This is a genomic window from Burkholderia sp. Bmkn7, assembly GCF_041103175.1.
Lineage (GTDB): Bacteria > Pseudomonadota > Gammaproteobacteria > Burkholderiales > Burkholderiaceae > Burkholderia > Burkholderia cepacia.
In genome coordinates this window covers 2,361,574-2,379,749 of record NZ_JBGCUH010000002.1, presented here as the reverse complement: position 1 = coordinate 2,379,749, position 18,176 = coordinate 2,361,574, and the positions used below count along the sequence as shown (strand labels likewise).

Sequence of the window (18,176 nt, the reverse complement as noted above, 5' to 3'; positions counted from 1 at the left end):
GCGAAGCGTCGCGACACGGCGGTGATTTCGTTTACCGGGCGACCAGCGGCGCGATCCGGCGTCGCAGCTCGGGCACGACGTCGGCGTCGAACCACGGATGGTGCTTGAACCACGCCTGGTTGCGCGGCGACGGATGCGGCAGCGGCAGCACGCCGGGGCCGTAGTCGCGCCACGCATGTACGGTGTCCGTCAGCGTGGCCTTGCGCGCGTCGCGCAGGAAGTGCCGCTGCGCATACTGGCCGATCAGCAGCGTGAGCCGGATCGACGGCAACCCGGCGAGCAGCCGGTCTATCCACAGCGGCGCGCATTCGGGGCGCGGCGGGTTGTCGCCGCTCGAGCCGCGGCCCGGGTAGCAGAAGCCCATCGGCACGATCGCGAAGCGGGTTTCGTCGTAGAACGTGTCGGCGTCGACGTCGAGCCAGCCGCGCAGCCGCTTGCCGCTCGCATCGTCCCAAGGGATGCCGCTCGCATGGACGCGTGCGCCCGGCGCCTGCCCGACGATCAGGATGCGCGCGTCGCGATGGGCAAGCACGACCGGGCGCGGGCCGAGCGGCAGGTCGGCTTCGCAGGCACGGCACGCGCGGATTTCAGTGAGCAGCACGTCGAGCGGCGCGCGCGTGGGTTTCGGCATCGAATCGGATCGGGGACGGAGTGGTCATGCGGCGCCCCGGGAGCCGCGTGCCCGGCGCCGACAGGCGGCCCGGGCAGGCGTGGCGCGGGAGCGCGCGCCGCCTGCATCACGCGGCGCGCCTCACGTCCGCGACGGGCCCGGTGCGCCGCTTTCGGCGACGGCAGCATCATACAACGCGGTTTGCGCGATCGCGCGGGCGATCGCCGCGTCGTCGTGCGAACCGTCGAGCATGCCCCAGCGCCGGTATTGCGACAGGAACCACTCGCCTTCGCGCGGATCGGGGCGGTTCACGGCGCCGCCGTCGTGGAAGCGGATCGGCAGCGGCGGCACGGCGAACGGCCCCGATCCGTAGTCGCCGAGCAGGCGCGGCGCGATCAGCCGGGCCGGCACGCCGAGCGCGTCGGGCGACGCGAGCCAGCCGGCCGCCTCCCGACGGTGCGCGGCACTGTCGAGCCACGCGCACGCATCGACGAGCGTGCGGATCAGCGCGCGCGCGGTGGCCGGATACAGCGCGACGAAATCGCGCCGGGCCGCGAGCACCTTCTCCGGATGATCGGGCCAGATCTCGCTCGTGACGGCGACGGTCCGCCCCGCGTTGCAGGCCTCGGCCACGGCATGCCACGGTTCGCCGGCGCAGAAGCCGTCGAGTTCGCCGCCCGCGAGCGCGGCCACCATCTCGGGCGGCGGGATCACGACACTGCGCACGTCGCGCAGCGGATCGACGCCGTGCGACGCGAGCCAGTGGTTCAGCCACATCGCGTGCGTGCCGGTCGGGAACGTCTGCGCGAGGAGCGGCTTGCGGCCGAGCGTCGCGAACGCGTCGCGCACGCTGCCGCTTTCGCGATAGGCGTCGGCGAGGCCGCGCGACAACGAGATCGCCTGGCCGTTGCGGTTCAGCACCATCAGCGCGGCCATGTCGGCCTGCGGGCCGCCGATCCCGAGCTGCAGCCCGCAGACCAGCCCGTACAACGCATGCGCGGCGTCGAGCTCGCCGCTCAGCAGCTTGTCGCGGACGGCGGCCCACGACGGCTGGCGGCTGAGCTCGAGCGTGAGGCCGTGCCGCGCACCGAGATCCAGGCGCTGTGCGACGATCAGCGGGGCCGCGTCGCTCAGCGCGACGAACCCGAGACGAAGATGCGCGCGTTCCGGCGCGACGGGAGAGGTGGTGTCCATGGCGGTCATGACTGGGGTGACGCGTCGAGCAATTGCCGCGCGACGTCGACGATGCGCAGGCCCTGATCCATCGCGCGCTTGCGCAGCGCCGCATACGCGTCGTGTTCGGACAGCCTGCGCTGGTCCATCAGCATCCGCTTCGCGCGGTCGATCAGCTTGCGTTCGGCGAGTTCGCGCTCGACATCGGCGAGCCGGCGGCGCAGCGCATCGTCGTGCGAGAAGCGCGCGAGCGCGACTTCGAGAATCGGTGCAAGGCGTTCGGCCGACAGCCCTTCGACGAGATACGCGCTGACGCCCGCGCCGACCGCCGCGCGGATCAGCGACTGGTTGGCGTCGTGGCTGAACATCAGCACGGGGCGCGGCGCGGTCGCATGCATGACCGCGAGCTGCTCGAGCGTGTCGCGCGACGGCGAGTCGGTATCGATGATCACGACGTCGGGATGCTGCTCCTCGACGGCGGCCGGCAGGCGCGCGGGCGTCGCGACGTCGTTCAGCATGTCGTAGCCGAGCTGCGCGAGCGCGTCGCCGAGCTCGCCGATCGGTTTGTCGGTATCGGTGACGAGCAGCACGCGCAGGCGGGGGGAGGAAGCGGGCGCACTCATGATGCGAACGGCGGCGAAATCGTGGCGCGATGCGCGGATCGGAGGCGGCCCCGCGCGCACGTCGTGCCGGTGCCGCGCGCGGCGACCCGGCAGCCGGTGCGAACGGCGCCGCGGTTTTCATGACAGGTGGGCGGCCGGTGCCGCGTGGTGTCGCGCATGCTACGCGGCCCGGGAGAAGGCCGTGTCGATCGCGGCCCCCGCTGAGCCAGCGCCCGGCACCTCACGCACGGCCGTTTCGCCGATCGCGCCGCCGACGAGGATCACGGCCGGACTGCCGAGCCGTGCTGCGTCGATGCCGCGCGCGAGATCGCCGAGCGTGCCGGTCCAGCGGCGTTCGTCGGGCGTGCCGGCCCATTGCACGGCCGCGGCCGGCGTCGATGCCGGCAGCACGGCGAGCAGGCCGGCGGCGATGCTGTCGACGCGGCTCATGCCCATGTAGATCGCGAGCGTGGTGCCGGTCGCGGCGAGACGCGCCCAGTCGGGTTCGCCGTGGTCCTGACGATGGGCGGTGACGAACGTGACGCCGTGGCAATGCGCGCGGTGCGTGAGCGAGATGCCGAGGCTCGCGGCGGCGGCGAACCCCGACGAGATGCCGTTGACGATCTCGACCGGAATCGCGGCGGCGCGCAGCGTCGCGAGTTCTTCGCCGGCGCGCCCGAACAGCAGCGCCTCGCCGCCTTTCACGCGCACCACGTGCGCGCCGCGCAGTGCGTAACGGCGCATCAGCTTCTCGATGAATGCCTGCGGCGTGGAGCGGCAACCGCCGCGCTTGCCGACGCGGATGACGCGCGCCTGCGGCGCGAGTTCGACGATGCCGGGCGCGACGAGATCGTCGAGCAGCAGCACGTCGGCAGCGGCCAGCGCTTTCACGGCCTTGAGCGTGAGGAGATCGGGATCGCCGGGGCCGGCGCCCAGCAGGGTGACTTTGCCTGTCGTCATGTCGTGTTCCAGTGCCGCCTGCATGCGGCGGCCGATAGCGCGTTGTTGCGCGGCGGCGGCGGGCGGTCGACGTATCGGCATCCGGCCGTGCCGCGCACGGGAGGACGCCGTTGTCCTGAGCGGCCCGCGTGCACGACGGGCCCGGTTTTGCGGGGACTGCCCACCGGCGCCGTTGCCGGTGTCATGCAGCGGGTTCAGCAATATCCGGGCCAACCGGCATCGCCCGTCGCGCCCGCGCGGCGGGAATGGCGCGCACCGTGCCGCGCGATGGTCATGTGAGGGCGAAATGCGGGCCGAATATGGGCCAATCGCGGGCCAAGTACGACCCCCGTGCCGGCGCGCGGCCGCCGCGCGCCGGCACCCGCAATGCCGCATCGGCGTGCATCGTGCCCCGCCCGTACGCACCGCGATGTCGCACGGCGACAGTGCTGCATCGCACCACATCTGTGCCTCGCTGCATCACCGCGCATCGTGTGCCGGCTGTCGCCGCGCGCCGCGCGACGCCGGACGAGCCTTGCGCGGCGGGACTGCGGGCCCGATTCGCGGCGACATGGCACGGCGTTTGCGTAAGCCGGTTCGGGCGAATCAATGGCGATTCGTCCGGCAGTACCGATTACAGACGCGCCCGGCAACGGGCTTCATGGGCAACGGCGTCCTACGCATCGGGTCTCGACGAGACCGGGTGCGCAGGACGCCGTTTTTCGTTTGGCGGATGACATGACCGACAAAGCTACCCGTATCGATCTCTTCAGCCTCCGCACCGCGCCGATGCGCGCGTTCCACCTGACGTGGATGGCGTTTTTCGTGTGCTTCTTCGCATGGTTCGCGTGCGCGCCGCTGATGCCGCTGATTGCACGCGAATTCCACCTGAGCGCGGCGCAGGTCGCCAACATCAACATCGCGGCCGTGGCCGCGACGATCGCCGTGCGGCTGCTGGTCGGCCCGCTGTGCGACCGCTTCGGCCCGCGCCGCGTGTACGTCGGCCTGCTGCTGCTCGGCGCGATCCCCGTGTTCGCGGTGTCGTTCACGTACGACTACCTGTCGTTCCTGATCTGCCGGCTCGGCATCGGCGCGATCGGCGCGGGTTTCGTGATCACGCAGTACCACACGTCGGTGATGTTCGCGCCGAACGTGGTCGGCACCGCGAACGCGACGACGGCCGGCTGGGGCAACGCCGGCGCGGGCGCGACGCAGGCGCTGATGCCGCTGCTCGTCGCCGCCGGCCTGATGCTCGGCTTCGGCGAGGATTCGTCGTGGCGTATTGCGCTGGTCGTGCCGGGCGTCGCGATGCTCGCGATGGCCTGGGCGTACTGGCGCTTCACGCAGGATTGCCCGCAAGGCGACTTCGCCGCGCTGCGCAAGGAAGGCGTGACGGTCGACAGCGGCAAGAAGGGCGGCTGGGCGAGCTTCTTCGCGGCCTGCGGCAACTATCGCGTGTGGATGCTGTTCATCACGTACGGCGCGTGCTTCGGCGTCGAGGTGTTCATCCACAACATCGCCGCGCTGTACTACGTCGATCACTTCAGCCTGTCGCTGAAGGACGCCGGTTTCGCGGTCGGCATGTTCGGGCTGCTCGCCCTGTTCGCCCGCGCGCTCGGCGGCTGGCTGTCCGACAAGATCGCCGCGCGCCGCAGCCTCGACGTGCGCGCGATGCTGTTGTGCGCGCTGATCGTCGGCGAAGGGCTCGGGCTGATCTGGTTCTCGCATGCGCAAAGCGTCGGCATCGCACTCGTCGCGATGCTCGCGTTCGGCCTCTTCACGCACATGGCGTGCGGCGCGACCTACGCGCTGGTGCCCTTCATCGACCGCAAGGCACTCGGCGGCGTCGCGGGGATCGTCGGCGCGGGCGGCAACGTCGGCGCGGTCGCCGCGAGCTTCCTGCTCAAAGGCGTCGGCGACGTGCAGCACACGCTCGGCCTGCTCGGCCTTGCCGTCACCGCGACCGCGCTGTGCGCGATGGCCGTGCGCTTCAGCGAGGAACACAAGGCACGCGAAGCCGAGCTGCGCGACCGCGCGCTGGCTGCCGGCAGCGTCGCGAACTGATCGACCGAGGGAAACGTCATCATGAAACTCATCGTCATCGGCCACGGCATGGTCGGCCACAAGCTGCTCGAATGCGTCGCGGCGCAAGCGAGCGCGGCGGGCGCGCTGCAGGTCACCGTGCTCGGAGAGGAGCCGCGCCCGGCCTACGACCGCGTGCACCTGTCCGAGTTCTTCGCGGGCAAGTCGGCGGACGACCTGTCGCTCGTCGAACCCGGCTTCTTCGAGCGTCATCCGCAGTTCGACCTGTGCCTGAACGCGCGCGTCGCGTCGATCGACCGCGCCGCGCATACGGTCACGCTCGCGTCCGGGGAAACGCTCGCGTACGACAAGCTGGTGCTGGCGACGGGTTCGCGCCCGTTCGTGCCGCCGATGCCGGGGCACGATCGTGAGGGCTGCTTCGTGTACCGGACGATCGAGGATCTCGAGGCGATGCAGGCGTGCGGCACGCACGCGAAGCGCGGCGTCGTGATCGGCGGCGGGCTGCTGGGCCTCGAATGCGCGAAGGCGCTGCGCGACATGGGGCTCGACACGCACGTCGTCGAATTCGCGCCGCGGCTGATGGCCGTGCAGGTCGACGACGGCGGCGGCCGGATGCTGCGCGCGAAGATCGAGGCGCTCGGCGTGACCGTGCATACGGGCAAGAACACGCTCGAGATCGTCGATGGCGAAGAGGGCACGCACCGGATGGCGTTCGCCGACGGCTCTCATCTCGACGCCGACATGATCGTGTTTTCGGCCGGCATTCGCGCACGCGACGAACTGGCGCGCGCGTGCGGCCTGGAAATCGGCCCGCGCGGCGGCGTCGCGATCGACGACGCGTGCCGCACGAGCGACGCCGACATCTACGCGATCGGCGAATGCGCGGCCTGGAACGGCATGGTGTACGGCCTCGTCGCCCCCGGCTACGACATGGCGCGCGTGGTGGCGAAGCAACTGGGCGGCGATGCGGACGGCGAGGCCGGGGCTACGTTCGCGGGCGCCGACATGAGCACGAAGCTGAAGCTGATGGGCGTCGACGTCGCGAGCATCGGCGACGCGCACGGCACGACGGCCGGCAGCCGCACCTACCAGTACGCGGACGAGCGCCGCCAGGTCTACAAGAAGCTCGTCGTGTCCGACTGCGGCAAGTTCCTGCACGGCGCGGTGATGGTCGGCGACGCGGCCGAATACGGCACGCTGCTGCAGATGATGCTGAACCGCATCGAGCTGCCCGAGTCGCCGGAATTCCTGATCCTGCCATCGTCGGACGGCGCCGCGAAGCCGGCGCTCGGTGTCGACGCGCTGCCTGACGGCGCCCAGATCTGCTCGTGCAACAACGTGTCGAAGTCGCAGATCTGCACGGCGGTCGCCGACGGCGCGACGAGCCTCGGCGCGCTGAAGTCGTGCACGGGCGCCGGCACGTCGTGCGGCGGCTGCGTGCCGCTCGTCACGCAGATCATGAAGGCCGAGATGAAGAAGCAGGGCCTCGCGGTCGACAACCATATCTGCGAGCACTTCCCGTATTCGCGCCAGGAGCTGTTCCACCTGATCCGCGTCGAGCGCCTCACGACCTTCGACGCGCTGCTCGCGAAGCACGGCCATGGCCTCGGCTGCGACGTGTGCAAGCCGGCGGTGGCGGGCATCCTCGCGTCGTGCTTCAACGAATTCGTGCTGAAGAAGGAGCACGCGGGGCTGCAGGATTCGAACGACTACTACCTCGCGAACATCCAGCGCGACGGCACGTATTCGGTCGTGCCGCGCATGCCGGGCGGCGAGGTCACGCCGGAAGGGTTGATCGCGGTCGGTCAGGTCGCGAAGAAGTACGGGCTCTACACGAAGATCACCGGCGGCCAGCGCGTCGACCTGTTCGGTGCGCGCGTCGAGCAACTGCCGTCGATCTGGGAGGAACTGATCGCGGCCGGTTTCGAATCGGGCCACGCATACGGCAAGGCGCTGCGCACCGTGAAGTCGTGTGTCGGCTCAACGTGGTGCCGTTACGGCGTCGACGATTCGGTCGGCCTCGCGATCGACCTCGAGAATCGCTACAAGGGGTTGCGCGCGCCGCACAAGATCAAGTTCGGCGTGTCTGGCTGCACGCGCGAGTGTGCGGAAGCGCAGGGCAAGGACGTCGGCATCATCGCGACCGAGAAGGGCTGGAACCTGTACGTGTGCGGCAACGGCGGGATGAAGCCGCGCCACGCGGAACTGCTCGCGTCCGACCTCGACCGCGCGACGCTGGTTCGCTACATCGACCGTTTGCTGATGTTCTACGTGCGCACGGCCGACCGGCTGCAGCGCACGAGCGTTTGGCGCGACAACCTCGAGGGCGGCCTCGACTACCTGATCGACGTCGTCGTGCACGACCGGCTCGGGATCGGCGCCGAACTCGAAACCGACATGCAGCACGTGGTCGACACCTACGAGTGCGAGTGGAAGCGGGCCGTCACCGATCCCGACACGCGCAAGCGCTTCCGTCACTTCGTGAACAGCGATGCGCCGGACACGACCATCGAATTCGTCGAGACGCGCGGCCAGATCCGGCCCGCGATGCCCGGCGAACGGGCGGGCGGCAAGCCCGTGTCGATTCCCGTCGTCGCCGAAAGCGCGGCGCAAGCCGTGATCGAACCCGCAACCGCCTGACCGATATCCGCACCACTTCAAGGAGCCCATCATGAACGATCGTCTTCCGCCGTCCTGGACCCGCGTGTGCGCGCTCGACGACATCGTGCCGAACACCGGCGTGTGTGCACTCGTCAACGGCGAGCAGGTCGCGGTCTTTCACGTCGCGCATGCCGAGGAAGGCGGCGTGTTCGCGATCGACAACGTCGATCCCGTGTCGCGGGCGGCCGTGATGTCGCGCGGGCTGATCGGCAGCCTCGGCGAGCGTGTCGTCGTCGCGTCGCCGCTGTACAAGCAACATTTCGACCTGCGCACCGGCGAATGCCTGGAGGCACCCGGGCAGTCGGTGAGCACGTATCCGTCGCGGGTCGAGGACGGCTTCGTGTGGATCGCGGCCTGACCGCCCCGGAGCGCGCATGACCGCCACCCCCGTCAAGAGCGTGTGCCCGTACTGCGGCGTCGGCTGCGGGATGGTGCTGCACGTCGAGGAAGGCGAAGTCGTCAAGGTGTCCGGCGACGCCGACCATCCGGCCAACTTCGGGCGGCTGTGCACGAAGGGTTCATCGGCGCACGTCGCGCTGCGCCGCTCGGGGCGGCTCGACCGCGCGTTCGTGCGCCGCGCGCGCGAGGACGACCTCGTGCCGCTGCCGGCGCGCGACGCGATCGCCGACACCGCGCGCCGCCTGCGCGCGGTGCTCGATGCGCACGGGCCGGACGCGCTGTCGTTCTACGTGTCGGGGCAGATGTCGATCGAGGCGCAATACCTCGTCAACAAGCTCGCGAAGGGTTTCGTCGGCACCAACAACATCGAGTCGAACTCGCGCCTCTGCATGGCGAGCGCGAGCACCGGCTACAAGCAGTCGCTCGGCGCGGACGGCCCGCCCGGGTCGTACCAGGACTTCGATCGCGCGAACCTGTTCTTCGTGATCGGCGCGAACATGGCCGACTGCCATCCGATCCTGTTCCTGCGGATGATGGATCGCGTGAAGGCCGGCGCGAAGCTGATCGTCGTCGATCCGCGCCGCACCGGCACCGCCGACAAGGCCGACCTGTTCCTGCAGATCCGGCCGGGCACCGATCTCGCGCTGACCAACGGGCTGCTGCACCTGCTGCATGCGAACGGCCGCACCGACGGCGCGTTCATCGACGCGTACACCGAAGGCTGGGACGCGATGCCCGCGTTCCTCGCCGACTACACGCCCGGGCGCGTGGCTGAAATCACGGGGCTCGCGGAAGCCGACCTGCGCACGGCCGCGCAATGGATCGGCGACGCGCAGGAATGGATGAGCTGCTGGACGATGGGGCTCAACCAGAGCACGCACGGCGTGTGGAACACCAACGCGATCTGCAACCTGCATCTCGCGACGGGCAGGATCTGCCGTGCCGGCAGCGGGCCGTTCTCGCTGACCGGCCAGCCGAACGCGATGGGCGGGCGCGAGATGGGCTACATGGGCCCCGGGCTGCCGGGCCAGCGCTCGGTGGCGTCCGACGACGATCGCCGTTTCGTCGAGCACCTGTGGCGCGTGCCGGCCGGCACGCTGCGCAAGGAAACCGGCAACGGCACCGTCGACCTGTTCGAGCGGATGGCGGCCGGCGACATCAAGGCATGCTGGATCATCTGCACGAACCCGGTCGCCACGGTGCCGAACCGGCAGAACGTGATCGCCGGATTGCAGGCCGCGGAACTCGTGATCGCGCAGGACGCGTTCCTCGATACCGAAACCAACCGCTACGCGGACATCCTGCTGCCCGGCGCGCTGTGGGCCGAGGGCGACGGCGTGATGATCAACTCCGAGCGCAACATGACGCTGATGCGCGCGGCGGTCGCGCCGCCGGGCGACGCGCTGCCCGACTGGCGCATCGTCGCGGAAGTCGCGCGCGCGATGGGGTTCGGCGATGCGTTCGACTATGCGTCGGCGGCCGACGTGTTCGACGAGATCGTCCGCTTCTCGAATCCGGCGACGGGCTACGACCTGCGCGGCGCGAGCCATGCGGCGCTGCGCGACGGGCCCGTGCAGTGGCCGGTCGCGCCGGGCACCGCGCGCGAGCGGCACCCGATCCGCTACCTGAACGACGGCGTGAGCCAGCCGCTGCGCCCGGCCGCCGACGGCGACGACGCGCCGCGCATCGCGTTCCCGACGCCGTCGGGCAAGGCGCGCTTCTTCGCCCGGCCGCATGTCGATCCGGCCGAATTGCCCGACGACACGTTCCCGATCGTGCTGAACACGGGGCGGCTGCAGCATCAGTGGCACACGATGACGAAGACGGGCAAGGTCGCGATGCTGAACAAGCTGAACCCGCGCCCGTTCGTCGAGCTGCATCCGGACGACGCGAGCGCGCTCGGCATCGCCGCGAAGGACAGCGTCGAGATCCGCTCGGTGCGCGGCCGTGCGGTGCTGCCGGCCGTCGTGACCGAGCGCGTGCGGCGCGGCGACTGCTTCGCGCCGATGCACTGGAACGACGTGTACGGCGACGACCTGTGCATCAACGCGGTGACGAACGACGCGATCGATCCGGAATCTCAGCAGCCCGAACTGAAATACTGCGCGGTCGCACTGCGGCGCGTCGAGACCGATGCGTTCGCGTCCGCCGACGACGAGACGGCGCAACCCGATGCCCGCGCCGACGACGCACGGCCCGCGCCGGCGACGGTGCAGGCGACTGCTTCACAGGAATCCGACATGGCAGACATCGACACTTTCGCGGCCGCGCTCGGCGTCGCCGACTTCGCGCCGCCGCCGCTGACGGACACCGAACGGCTGTATGTGGCCGGGTTCGTCAGCGGGCTGAAGGCAAGCGCCGGCCGGCGCGAGGGCGGCGTGCCGGTACTGCCGGCCGGCGCGCCGCTCACGCCGCCGGTGCGGTTCTGGCTCGACGGGATGCTCGCGGGGTTGTTCAGCCGCTCGCTGCCGGCGAGCTTGCCGGGCGCCGCGGCGCCCGCGCTGCAGGCCGATGCCGCCGCGTCCGGCGGCGTGCGGATCGTGCGCACGCGGCCGAAGGTCGTGCTGCTGTGGGCGTCGCAGACCGGCAACATCGAATCGTTGACCGAGGATTACGCGACGCAGCTGATGAACGCGGGCTTCGAGATCCGCACCGCGTGCATGTCCGACTATCCGGTGGCGTCGCTCGCCGGCGCGCAATACGTGCTGCTGATGACGAGCACGTTCGGCGACGGCGATGCCCCCGACAACGGCAGCGAATTCTGGGAAGCGCTGCAGGCCGGCAGCGCCGCGCGCCTCGACGGCGTGCATTTCGCGGTGCTCGCGTTCGGCGACCGCAACTACGACCAGTTCTGCGGCCATGGCCGCCGGCTCGACGCGCGGCTTGCGGAACTCGGCGCGGCGCGCCTGTGCGCGCGCGTCGATTGCGACGTCGAATTCCAGCGCGATGCCGACCAGTGGCTCGAACGCGTCGTCGCGCGGATCAAGGAGGCCGATGCCGCGCTGCACGCGGTGCCGACCGGCGGCCTGGGCCCGTCCGGGCTGCTGCCGACGAAGGCGCATCCGGCGCCGTCGAAGCTCGTCGCGAACCTGCGGCTCAACCGTCCGGGCGCGGCGAAGGACACACGCTACGTGTCGCTGTCGACCGAAGGCGCGAACCTCGAATACGAAGCCGGCGACGCGCTCGGCGTATGGCCGACCAACTGCCCGGAACTGGTCGACGAACTGCTGTCCGTTACCGCGCTGAAGGCCGATGCACCCGTGTCGGTGGCGGGTGTCGGCGACGTGCGCCTCGGAGACGCACTCGCGCGTCATTTCGACATCACGCGCCCGCATCCGGACACGCTCGCGTTCATCGCGTCGCGCAGCGCGAACGGCGCGCTGAAGGCGCTGCTCGGCGACGACCGCAAGGGCGACCTGAAGCAATGGTTGTGGGGGCAACAACTCGCGGACGTGCTGCACGAGTTTCCGGTCGAGCTGTCGGGCAACGAACTCGTCGGGATGCTCAAGCGCATGCAGCCGCGTCTTTATTCGATTGCGTCGAGCCCGAGCGCGCACCACGGCGAGATCCACCTGACCGTGTCGGCAGTGCGCTATCACAACGGCCGGCGCGCGCGCAAAGGTGTCGCATCGACGTTCCTCGCCGATCGCGCGGACGACGGCCGCGTGCCCGTATTCGTGCAGAAATCCGCGCATTTCCGGCCGCCGGTGAACGGCGACGTGCCGATCGTGATGGTCGGCCCCGGCACCGGCGTCGCGCCGTTCCGCGGCTTCCTGCACGAACGGCAGGCGCGCGGCGCGCGCGGGCGCAACTGGCTGTTCTTCGGCGAACAGCATGCGCAGACGGACTTCTACTACGGCGACGAGCTGGGCGCGATGCGCGACAGCGGTTTCCTGACGCGGCTCGATCTCGCGTTCTCGCGCGACCAGGCCGACAAGATCTACGTGCAGGACCGGATGCGCGAGCAGGGCGCCGAGCTGTTCGCGTGGCTGGAGGAAGGCGCGCACTTCTACGTGTGCGGCGACGCCGCGCGGATGGCGAAGGACGTCGATGCCGCGCTGAAGGCCGTCGTCGCCGAGCACGGCGGCATGTCGGACGAAGCCGCGAACGACTATGTCGCGCGGCTCGCGAAGGCGCGCCGCTACATGCGGGACGTGTACTGACCGCGAGCGGTGCGGCGTGACGCGGCCCGCCGGTTTGCGGGCCCGGCTTCGGGCGACGCGTTGGCCTGCGACGAGCCGCGCCGGGCCGTCGGGAAGGCCGTCGACGGCGAACGTCGCACGCGACAGGCCGGGCAGCGGGCACGGTGTTCCTGCATGACATGAACCGCCGGCCGCCGCCGGTTTGCGTTACTGCTGACGCTCCCACGCGCGCGCCTGTTCGGCACGGACGAACGTTTCCGACGACCGCGGCAGCAGGGTGCGGAACGCGCCGCCGTCGCTGTCGATCACGTCGACCATCTTCGCGATCATCTCTTCCGGATCGTGCTGCTCGAGCGGGAACGTCAGCCGCTCGGGCGTCACCGTGTGAACGGCCGGATCGTGCCAGCGCCGCGTCGTTTCCATCATCCGGTCGTTGAAACCCGTGCTGTACGGGCCGGGGTTCACGACCGCGACACGGATTCCGTGCGGCGCCAGCTCCGCGTGCATCGCTTCGGCGATCGATTCGACCGCGTGCTTCGACGCGCAATAGGCGCCCGTGAACGGCCCGGTGATCAGGCCCGCGATCGACGTCACGAACACGATCTTGCCGTGCCGGCGCGCGAGCATCCCGCGCGCGATGTGCTGCGTGAGTTCGAGCGGCCCGAACACGTTGACGTCGAACAGGTCGCGGACGATCCCGACCGGCAGGTCGACGAGCGCGCCGGCTTCGCCGACGCCCGCGTTGTTCACGAGCACGTCGACGTCCAGCTCGGCCGCGCGGGCGCGATCGTCGGCCGACGTGACATCGAGCTTGATGGCGCGCAGCGTGGTGCCGCGTTGCGCGGCGGCGTCCGTCAGTGCGTCGATTTCGACGGTGACGCGCACGCCGGCCGTCACGTCGTGGCCGCGTTCGGCGAGCCGCAGCGCCACTTCGCGGCCGAAGCCGGTGCCTGCGCCGGTAATGAGGATGTGTTTCCGTGCCATGTGCTTACCTTGTGGTGGGAAGGGTTGCCTGAAAGCGGTCGCGGCCGTGCCGGGCGATCGCTGTGTCTTCGTCGACGCTGCCGCCCGAAACGCCGATGGCGCCGACGCAGCGTCCGCTGTCGTCGACGAGCGGTTCGCCGCCGCCGAACGTGACGAGCCCGCCGTGGCTGTGCTCGATCCCGCGCAGCGGCCCGTCGCCCGACATCGCACCGAGCGCGCCGGTCGATATGCGGAAGCGGACCGCCGTCAGCGCCTTGCGCTGCGCGAGATCGATCGCGCCGAGGAAACAGTCGTCGGTGCGCGCGAACGCGAGCAGGTTCGCGCCGGCATCGACGATTGCGATGGCGACGCCGGCGACCTGCAGCGACGCCGCATGCGCGAGTGCTGCGTCGATCGTACGGCGGGCGGCTGCGAGCGGCAGCGCGGCGGTGAGCGGGTTCATGCGAGGCTCCGGAGGGACGACAGGCCCAGTGTAGGCAGTTGCGGTATATGGGAGAATCCTCATTCCGCTCGAAAGAGTTTCAAGTTTTTCTAATGATGAGCCGACGCGATCCGATGGCCGGGCTGCACGTGTTCATGACGGTCGCGACGGCCGGCAACTTCACGCGGGCGGCTGCCGCGCTCGGCCTGACGCCGGCTGCCGTCAGCCTCGCGATCGGGCAGCTCGAGGGCGAGCTGAACGTGAAGCTGTTCAATCGCAGCACGCGCGGCGTGAGCCTGACGGAAGCCGGGCAGCACTACTGGCGGCAGACGGAGCCCGCGTACCGGCAGGTCGTGCACGCGCGCGACGCGCTGAAGGATGCGCGCAGCGAGCCGAGCGGCGTGTTGCGCGTCACCGCGCTGCCGCTGGCGCGCACGCTCGTGATCGCGCCGGTGCTGGCCGTATTCCGCGAGCGTTATCCGAAAGTGCGGCTCGAGATCCGCTACGAGAACGAACTCGTCGACATCGCGAAGGACGGGTTCGATGCGGGGATTCGCCTCGCCGACCGGCTGCAGCCGGGGACGATCGGCGTGCGGATCGCGCCGGCGCTCTCGTGCGCGCTGGTCGCGTCGCCCGGTTATCTGGCGCGGTACGGCACGCCGGCGTCGATCGCGGCGCTCGAAACTCATGCCTGTATCCGCTTCCGGTTTTCGGAGAGCGGGCGGCTGCACAAATGGCTGCTGCACGACGGGCGCCGCGATGTCGATCTCGATCCGGAAGGCGTATTCGTGACGAACGATGCGGATGCGGTGATCGACGCGGCGCGTGCCGGTGTCGGGATCGCGTTTGCGTTCATGCGCGAACGGATCGAGCAGGACTTGCGCGACGGCACGCTCGTCGAGGTGTTGCCGGGCGCGTGCCGGACGCTGCCGCCGATGTGGCTGTATTACGTGAATCGCAAGCACGTGCCGGCGAAGCTGCGCGCGTTCATCGACGTGCTGCGGGAGCGCGACGGCGCGGGCGCGGCGTAAGCGTTGCATCGGCCGGTCGACTGCAGCGCTGGCCGAGGCGGCGCATGATGGCGGCTCCAGCCACGAAACGAAGGAGTCGCGTCATGACGGTATCGCTTCATTTTCCGGTTCGTACTTTGGCCATTGCCGCGGCGCTGGTCGCGGCCGTGACCTGCAGCGCGCCGGCCATCGGCCAGACATCGACCGTACCCGCCGGTTCGGCTGCGGCAACGCCCGACAATGCGGTGCTGCTCACCGTCTTCCTGAAACACGACCAGTCGCGCCCGCTCGCCGAGCTGAACGCGCAACTGGCGAAGCAGGGGTTCTACAAGGCGTTTCCGCCGCCGGGCGTCGAAGTGGTGAGCTGGACCGTGACGATGGGGATCGGGCAAATCGTCGTGTTGCGGTTGCCGGCATCGCGGGTGCGCGAGGTCAATCGGGTGCTCGAGGATACGGCGTGGGGGGCGTATCGGACGGAGTTCTACCCGACTTACGACTACAAGGCGATCGGGTTGGGGGAGCATGAGCGGGCGAAGTGAGGTTGCGCGTGCGTGCTGCATGGTCCCGTAAGAATGCAAGCAGAGGCCGAATATCCCGATGCGGCGATTTGCGGGTCAACATATTTTGACTGACTCTCGATTATCGATACGCAGTGCGATATCGGCAGGATTTTTATCTGTGGAGAGGTGGATTGCGAACCAATGCTGGAGAAGTTGGGTTGGTCGCAATCAAAATGGGGTGACTTATATGTGATGGCAAGGGGATGAGAAATATCCTAAAAATGCATTGCTCCACATCGTTGAAATTCTTGGCAATTTTTGACATTCGCCCTATGGATTGCTGACGATTGCTTTGCTACTGTTCGTCGGTCTGAAAGAAATCAAATAAAGAACGATGAATCAGAGAGCCTACCGTCTGGCGTATTCCAGACTCCGGGGAATGGCGGTGGCCGTCGACGGGACGGCTACTGCTTCGGCGAAAACAGCTTCCGGCGAGCGCCGCGCCGGCCGGCATCCGCTCGACGGTTCGGGCTGGCTGATCGCGGCTGCATCGCTGGCCGGTGCGCTTTCGCATGCACAGCGCAGATCGTGACGAAGCGGACGTGCCCACCGACGTGATCCAGACACGGAACGGCTTATCGCCGGTGAATATCGCCAGGCTGATTCAGGGACAACTTGAGCAGAGCTTTCTCACGGTGTCGTCGAACTCTGCTTGGGAACTGAAGAGATTGATTGTTGCTGGGGGGGTAACTTCTGATGTTGCAACCAATGACGTGTGGATTTCTTTGAATACTATATTTCAGAGTGTGAGAGAGATGTTGGTGATGGATTGCGATCTTTTTCGGAGCGCGTCATGCTGGAATTGGTCGGGAATGAATGTTGGATGCGATTTTTGGGATTTTTTACTGATTTGGATTTTTGATATCTCGGGGGCTGGCGATGGTCTGAGTAAATGCCGAAAGGAAGGTCAGGAATTGTCGTGAGCGAATTGTCGGAAATTGATTGCCAGAAGCAACTTATCGTATCTGGAATTGATGACTTTTCTCCGAATGCGGCGCTTCCCCATGTGTTTGGTGGTCAGTTCGGATCGAGTCCTGAAAAATGGAGGGCGGCTGTTGTTGAATTCCTGTGTATTAACGTTCGGGTGGGTTTGCTGCGGTGTGTGAATCGAAAGGAGATATGGGTGAAGATGGTGAGGTTTTATTACGAGGGTTGCTGAATTTCGGTGATAAAGAAAAGCGCGTGGATGCTGAAATGGTATGGAGTATTTTATATTTCAGTTCGACGCCAAAGATGGATGGAATATTGCAATCGTTGGGTTTGAATTCTTGGGATGCACTCAATCAAGGCGTGAGTCAGCAGTTTGTTGAAATTTTGAGAGGGTTGTATTCCAGGTTTGAGTGGTGATGTGTAGTGTCTATTGTGACGTTCGGCTTCCAGTTGACGACGCAGTTTTGACGGCGACGGCTATGCGACGGAAAGCTGGCTTAGCTCCGCCAAGAGGGTAATGGCCTGCATAGATCAAGTAGGTCATCTGGTATAAGTAATTAAAGATATTTAACAAATAAGAGAGAAGAAAATGAAAATAAATCGACTGTGTCTCGCTACCGCGATCGGAGCGGCGGTACTGCTGGCGGGATGTGGCGGTGGCGATGGTGACGGTAGCAGCCCCACCACAACCGCAACCGGTAACACCAGCACCAGCAACAACGGCTCTACCGGTACAGCGACCGATACCACGTCGACCGATCAAACCACCACATTCAAGTGTCCGAGCGGCTACAAGTCGATACAGCTGACGAAGAGCACGATCCCGAATGCAACGATGACGCTCGTGACCGACGACGGCGTGGCGACGTATACGTTCAAGACGCCGCAGGACGGCGTGGTCCGTGACGGGACGGTGTGTCTGGGCAAGCCCGATCCGGTTCCCGCAGGCGTGCAGGCCGATGTGATCTACGAGATCAAGACGTATGGCGGTTTCTACGAAATGTCCGACCGGAAACTGACCCTGAACTTCACGTCGAACCTCATTCCCGATCCGTCTCCGCCGGTTATTGAGCTGGCCGACGTATCGAGCGGGACGGTCACGTACAAGCCGGCGATCCAGGGCAACCTCATTTCGACTCCGCCGAATTTCAGCCTGAGCGTCTATCCGAACGCTCCCGGTTTGTATGTGGTGCGCCTGAAACGATAAGTGCCGTGCCGGCCACGGCGAGCGTCCCGTGCCGTCAAACCGACGACTTGGCGCGTTGAGCCGTGGCCATCATGGCGAGCACGGCTTCTTTGATATCGGGTCGCCCAGGTGTCCTTGCACACTTGGCCGGCGAAGGGGCAGCAAGATCTGACAAGCTGGCCGAAAGCATTTGACCCCATTCAAAGAAGCCCGCCCGGCCTTGCGCATTCGTGCTCGTCGGGGCGCTCCATCCGGCAGATTTCTCCCAAATGCATCACAAGTCATTCATCCGATGAAAAATCCCCGTCGGATACCGGTATGATGCGCACCTTGCGCGTGATCGGTCGTCGAACTTTGATACGACATTGATACACGCGGCGCTACAAATCCGCACAACGAGCGCGTGAAAGATTCTGTAATATAAATTCCGTATACTCGTAAGTTCTGATCCAGGCGCCGCCTGCCAATTCCTTCGGCCGACCGCCCACGCAGAACAACCAGATACGTCGCCGCCTG

15 protein-coding genes are annotated in these 18,176 nt (G+C 67.6%); 9 read left to right on the top strand and 6 right to left on the bottom strand.

Annotated elements, in window-relative coordinates; genetic code table 11:
* Positions 1–31: 31 nt before the first annotated feature.
* The 4 genes from AB3K92_RS16575 to cobA form a co-directional block, all read right to left on the bottom strand.
* Complete coding sequence (locus tag AB3K92_RS16575) at positions 32–631, bottom strand: uracil-DNA glycosylase family protein (protein ID WP_369465444.1); 600 nt, start codon at positions 629–631, stop codon at positions 32–34.
* Between the two features lie 120 nt (positions 632–751).
* The gene (locus AB3K92_RS16570) at positions 752–1,804 is read right to left on the bottom strand and encodes a CmpA/NrtA family ABC transporter substrate-binding protein (RefSeq protein WP_369465443.1); all 1,053 of its coding nucleotides are present in this window, start codon (positions 1,802–1,804) and stop codon (positions 752–754) included.
* A 5-nt stretch (positions 1,805–1,809) separates the two neighbouring features.
* On the bottom strand, positions 1,810–2,406 hold the full coding sequence (locus AB3K92_RS16565; RefSeq protein ID WP_042977474.1) for an ANTAR domain-containing response regulator: 597 nt from the start codon (positions 2,404–2,406) through the stop codon (positions 1,810–1,812).
* A 159-nt stretch (positions 2,407–2,565) separates the two neighbouring features.
* On the bottom strand, positions 2,566–3,345 hold the full coding sequence (gene cobA, locus AB3K92_RS16560) for a uroporphyrinogen-III C-methyltransferase (RefSeq protein ID WP_369465442.1): 780 nt from the start codon (positions 3,343–3,345) through the stop codon (positions 2,566–2,568).
* A gap of 717 nt (positions 3,346–4,062) precedes the next feature.
* Here cobA and AB3K92_RS16555 point away from each other — a divergent pair.
* From AB3K92_RS16555 to AB3K92_RS16540, 4 genes are read left to right on the top strand one after another with little or no spacing between them, the layout of a single operon-like run.
* A complete protein-coding gene (locus AB3K92_RS16555; protein WP_369465441.1) occupies positions 4,063–5,388 on the top strand; it encodes an MFS transporter in 1,326 nt (441 codons plus the stop codon).
* Positions 5,389–5,409: 21 nt separating this feature from the next.
* Positions 5,410–8,007, top strand: a complete 2,598-nt coding sequence (nirB, locus tag AB3K92_RS16550) for a nitrite reductase large subunit NirB (protein WP_369465440.1) — start codon at positions 5,410–5,412, stop codon at positions 8,005–8,007.
* A 31-nt stretch (positions 8,008–8,038) separates the two neighbouring features.
* A complete protein-coding gene (gene nirD / locus AB3K92_RS16545; RefSeq protein ID WP_021162917.1) occupies positions 8,039–8,386 on the top strand; it encodes a nitrite reductase small subunit NirD in 348 nt (115 codons plus the stop codon).
* Positions 8,387–8,402: 16 nt separating this feature from the next.
* The gene (locus AB3K92_RS16540) at positions 8,403–12,590 is read left to right on the top strand and encodes a molybdopterin-dependent oxidoreductase (protein ID WP_369465439.1); all 4,188 of its coding nucleotides are present in this window, start codon (positions 8,403–8,405) and stop codon (positions 12,588–12,590) included.
* Between the two features lie 186 nt (positions 12,591–12,776).
* On the opposite strand, the gene AB3K92_RS16535 is transcribed toward AB3K92_RS16540, so the two are convergent.
* Together AB3K92_RS16535 and AB3K92_RS16530 are read right to left on the bottom strand one after the other, a co-directional pair.
* Positions 12,777–13,553, bottom strand: a complete 777-nt coding sequence (locus tag AB3K92_RS16535) for an SDR family oxidoreductase (RefSeq protein WP_369465438.1) — start codon at positions 13,551–13,553, stop codon at positions 12,777–12,779.
* A gap of 4 nt (positions 13,554–13,557) precedes the next feature.
* Positions 13,558–13,995 (bottom strand): heme-binding protein, encoded by a 438-nt coding sequence (locus tag AB3K92_RS16530; protein WP_059622785.1) that lies wholly within the window; start codon positions 13,993–13,995, stop codon positions 13,558–13,560.
* Between the two features lie 95 nt (positions 13,996–14,090).
* On the opposite strand from AB3K92_RS16530, the gene AB3K92_RS16525 reads away from it, so the two are divergent.
* The 5 genes from AB3K92_RS16525 to AB3K92_RS16505 all read left to right on the top strand — a co-directional run bounded on the left by AB3K92_RS16525 (position 14,091) and on the right by AB3K92_RS16505 (position 17,681).
* Positions 14,091–15,005, top strand: a complete 915-nt coding sequence (locus AB3K92_RS16525; protein WP_081057341.1) for a LysR family transcriptional regulator — start codon at positions 14,091–14,093, stop codon at positions 15,003–15,005.
* Between the two features lie 83 nt (positions 15,006–15,088).
* Positions 15,089–15,523, top strand: a complete 435-nt coding sequence (locus AB3K92_RS16520) for a hypothetical protein (RefSeq protein WP_021162920.1) — start codon at positions 15,089–15,091, stop codon at positions 15,521–15,523.
* A gap of 563 nt (positions 15,524–16,086) precedes the next feature.
* The gene (locus tag AB3K92_RS16515) at positions 16,087–16,467 is read left to right on the top strand and encodes a hypothetical protein (protein ID WP_369465437.1); all 381 of its coding nucleotides are present in this window, start codon (positions 16,087–16,089) and stop codon (positions 16,465–16,467) included.
* Between the two features lie 196 nt (positions 16,468–16,663).
* Positions 16,664–16,891, top strand: coding sequence for a hypothetical protein (locus tag AB3K92_RS16510; protein WP_369465436.1), 228 nt, complete (start codon positions 16,664–16,666; stop codon positions 16,889–16,891).
* Positions 16,892–17,063: 172 nt separating this feature from the next.
* Positions 17,064–17,681, top strand: coding sequence for a hypothetical protein (locus tag AB3K92_RS16505; RefSeq protein ID WP_059496792.1), 618 nt, complete (start codon positions 17,064–17,066; stop codon positions 17,679–17,681).
* Positions 17,682–18,176 lie beyond the last annotated feature (495 nt).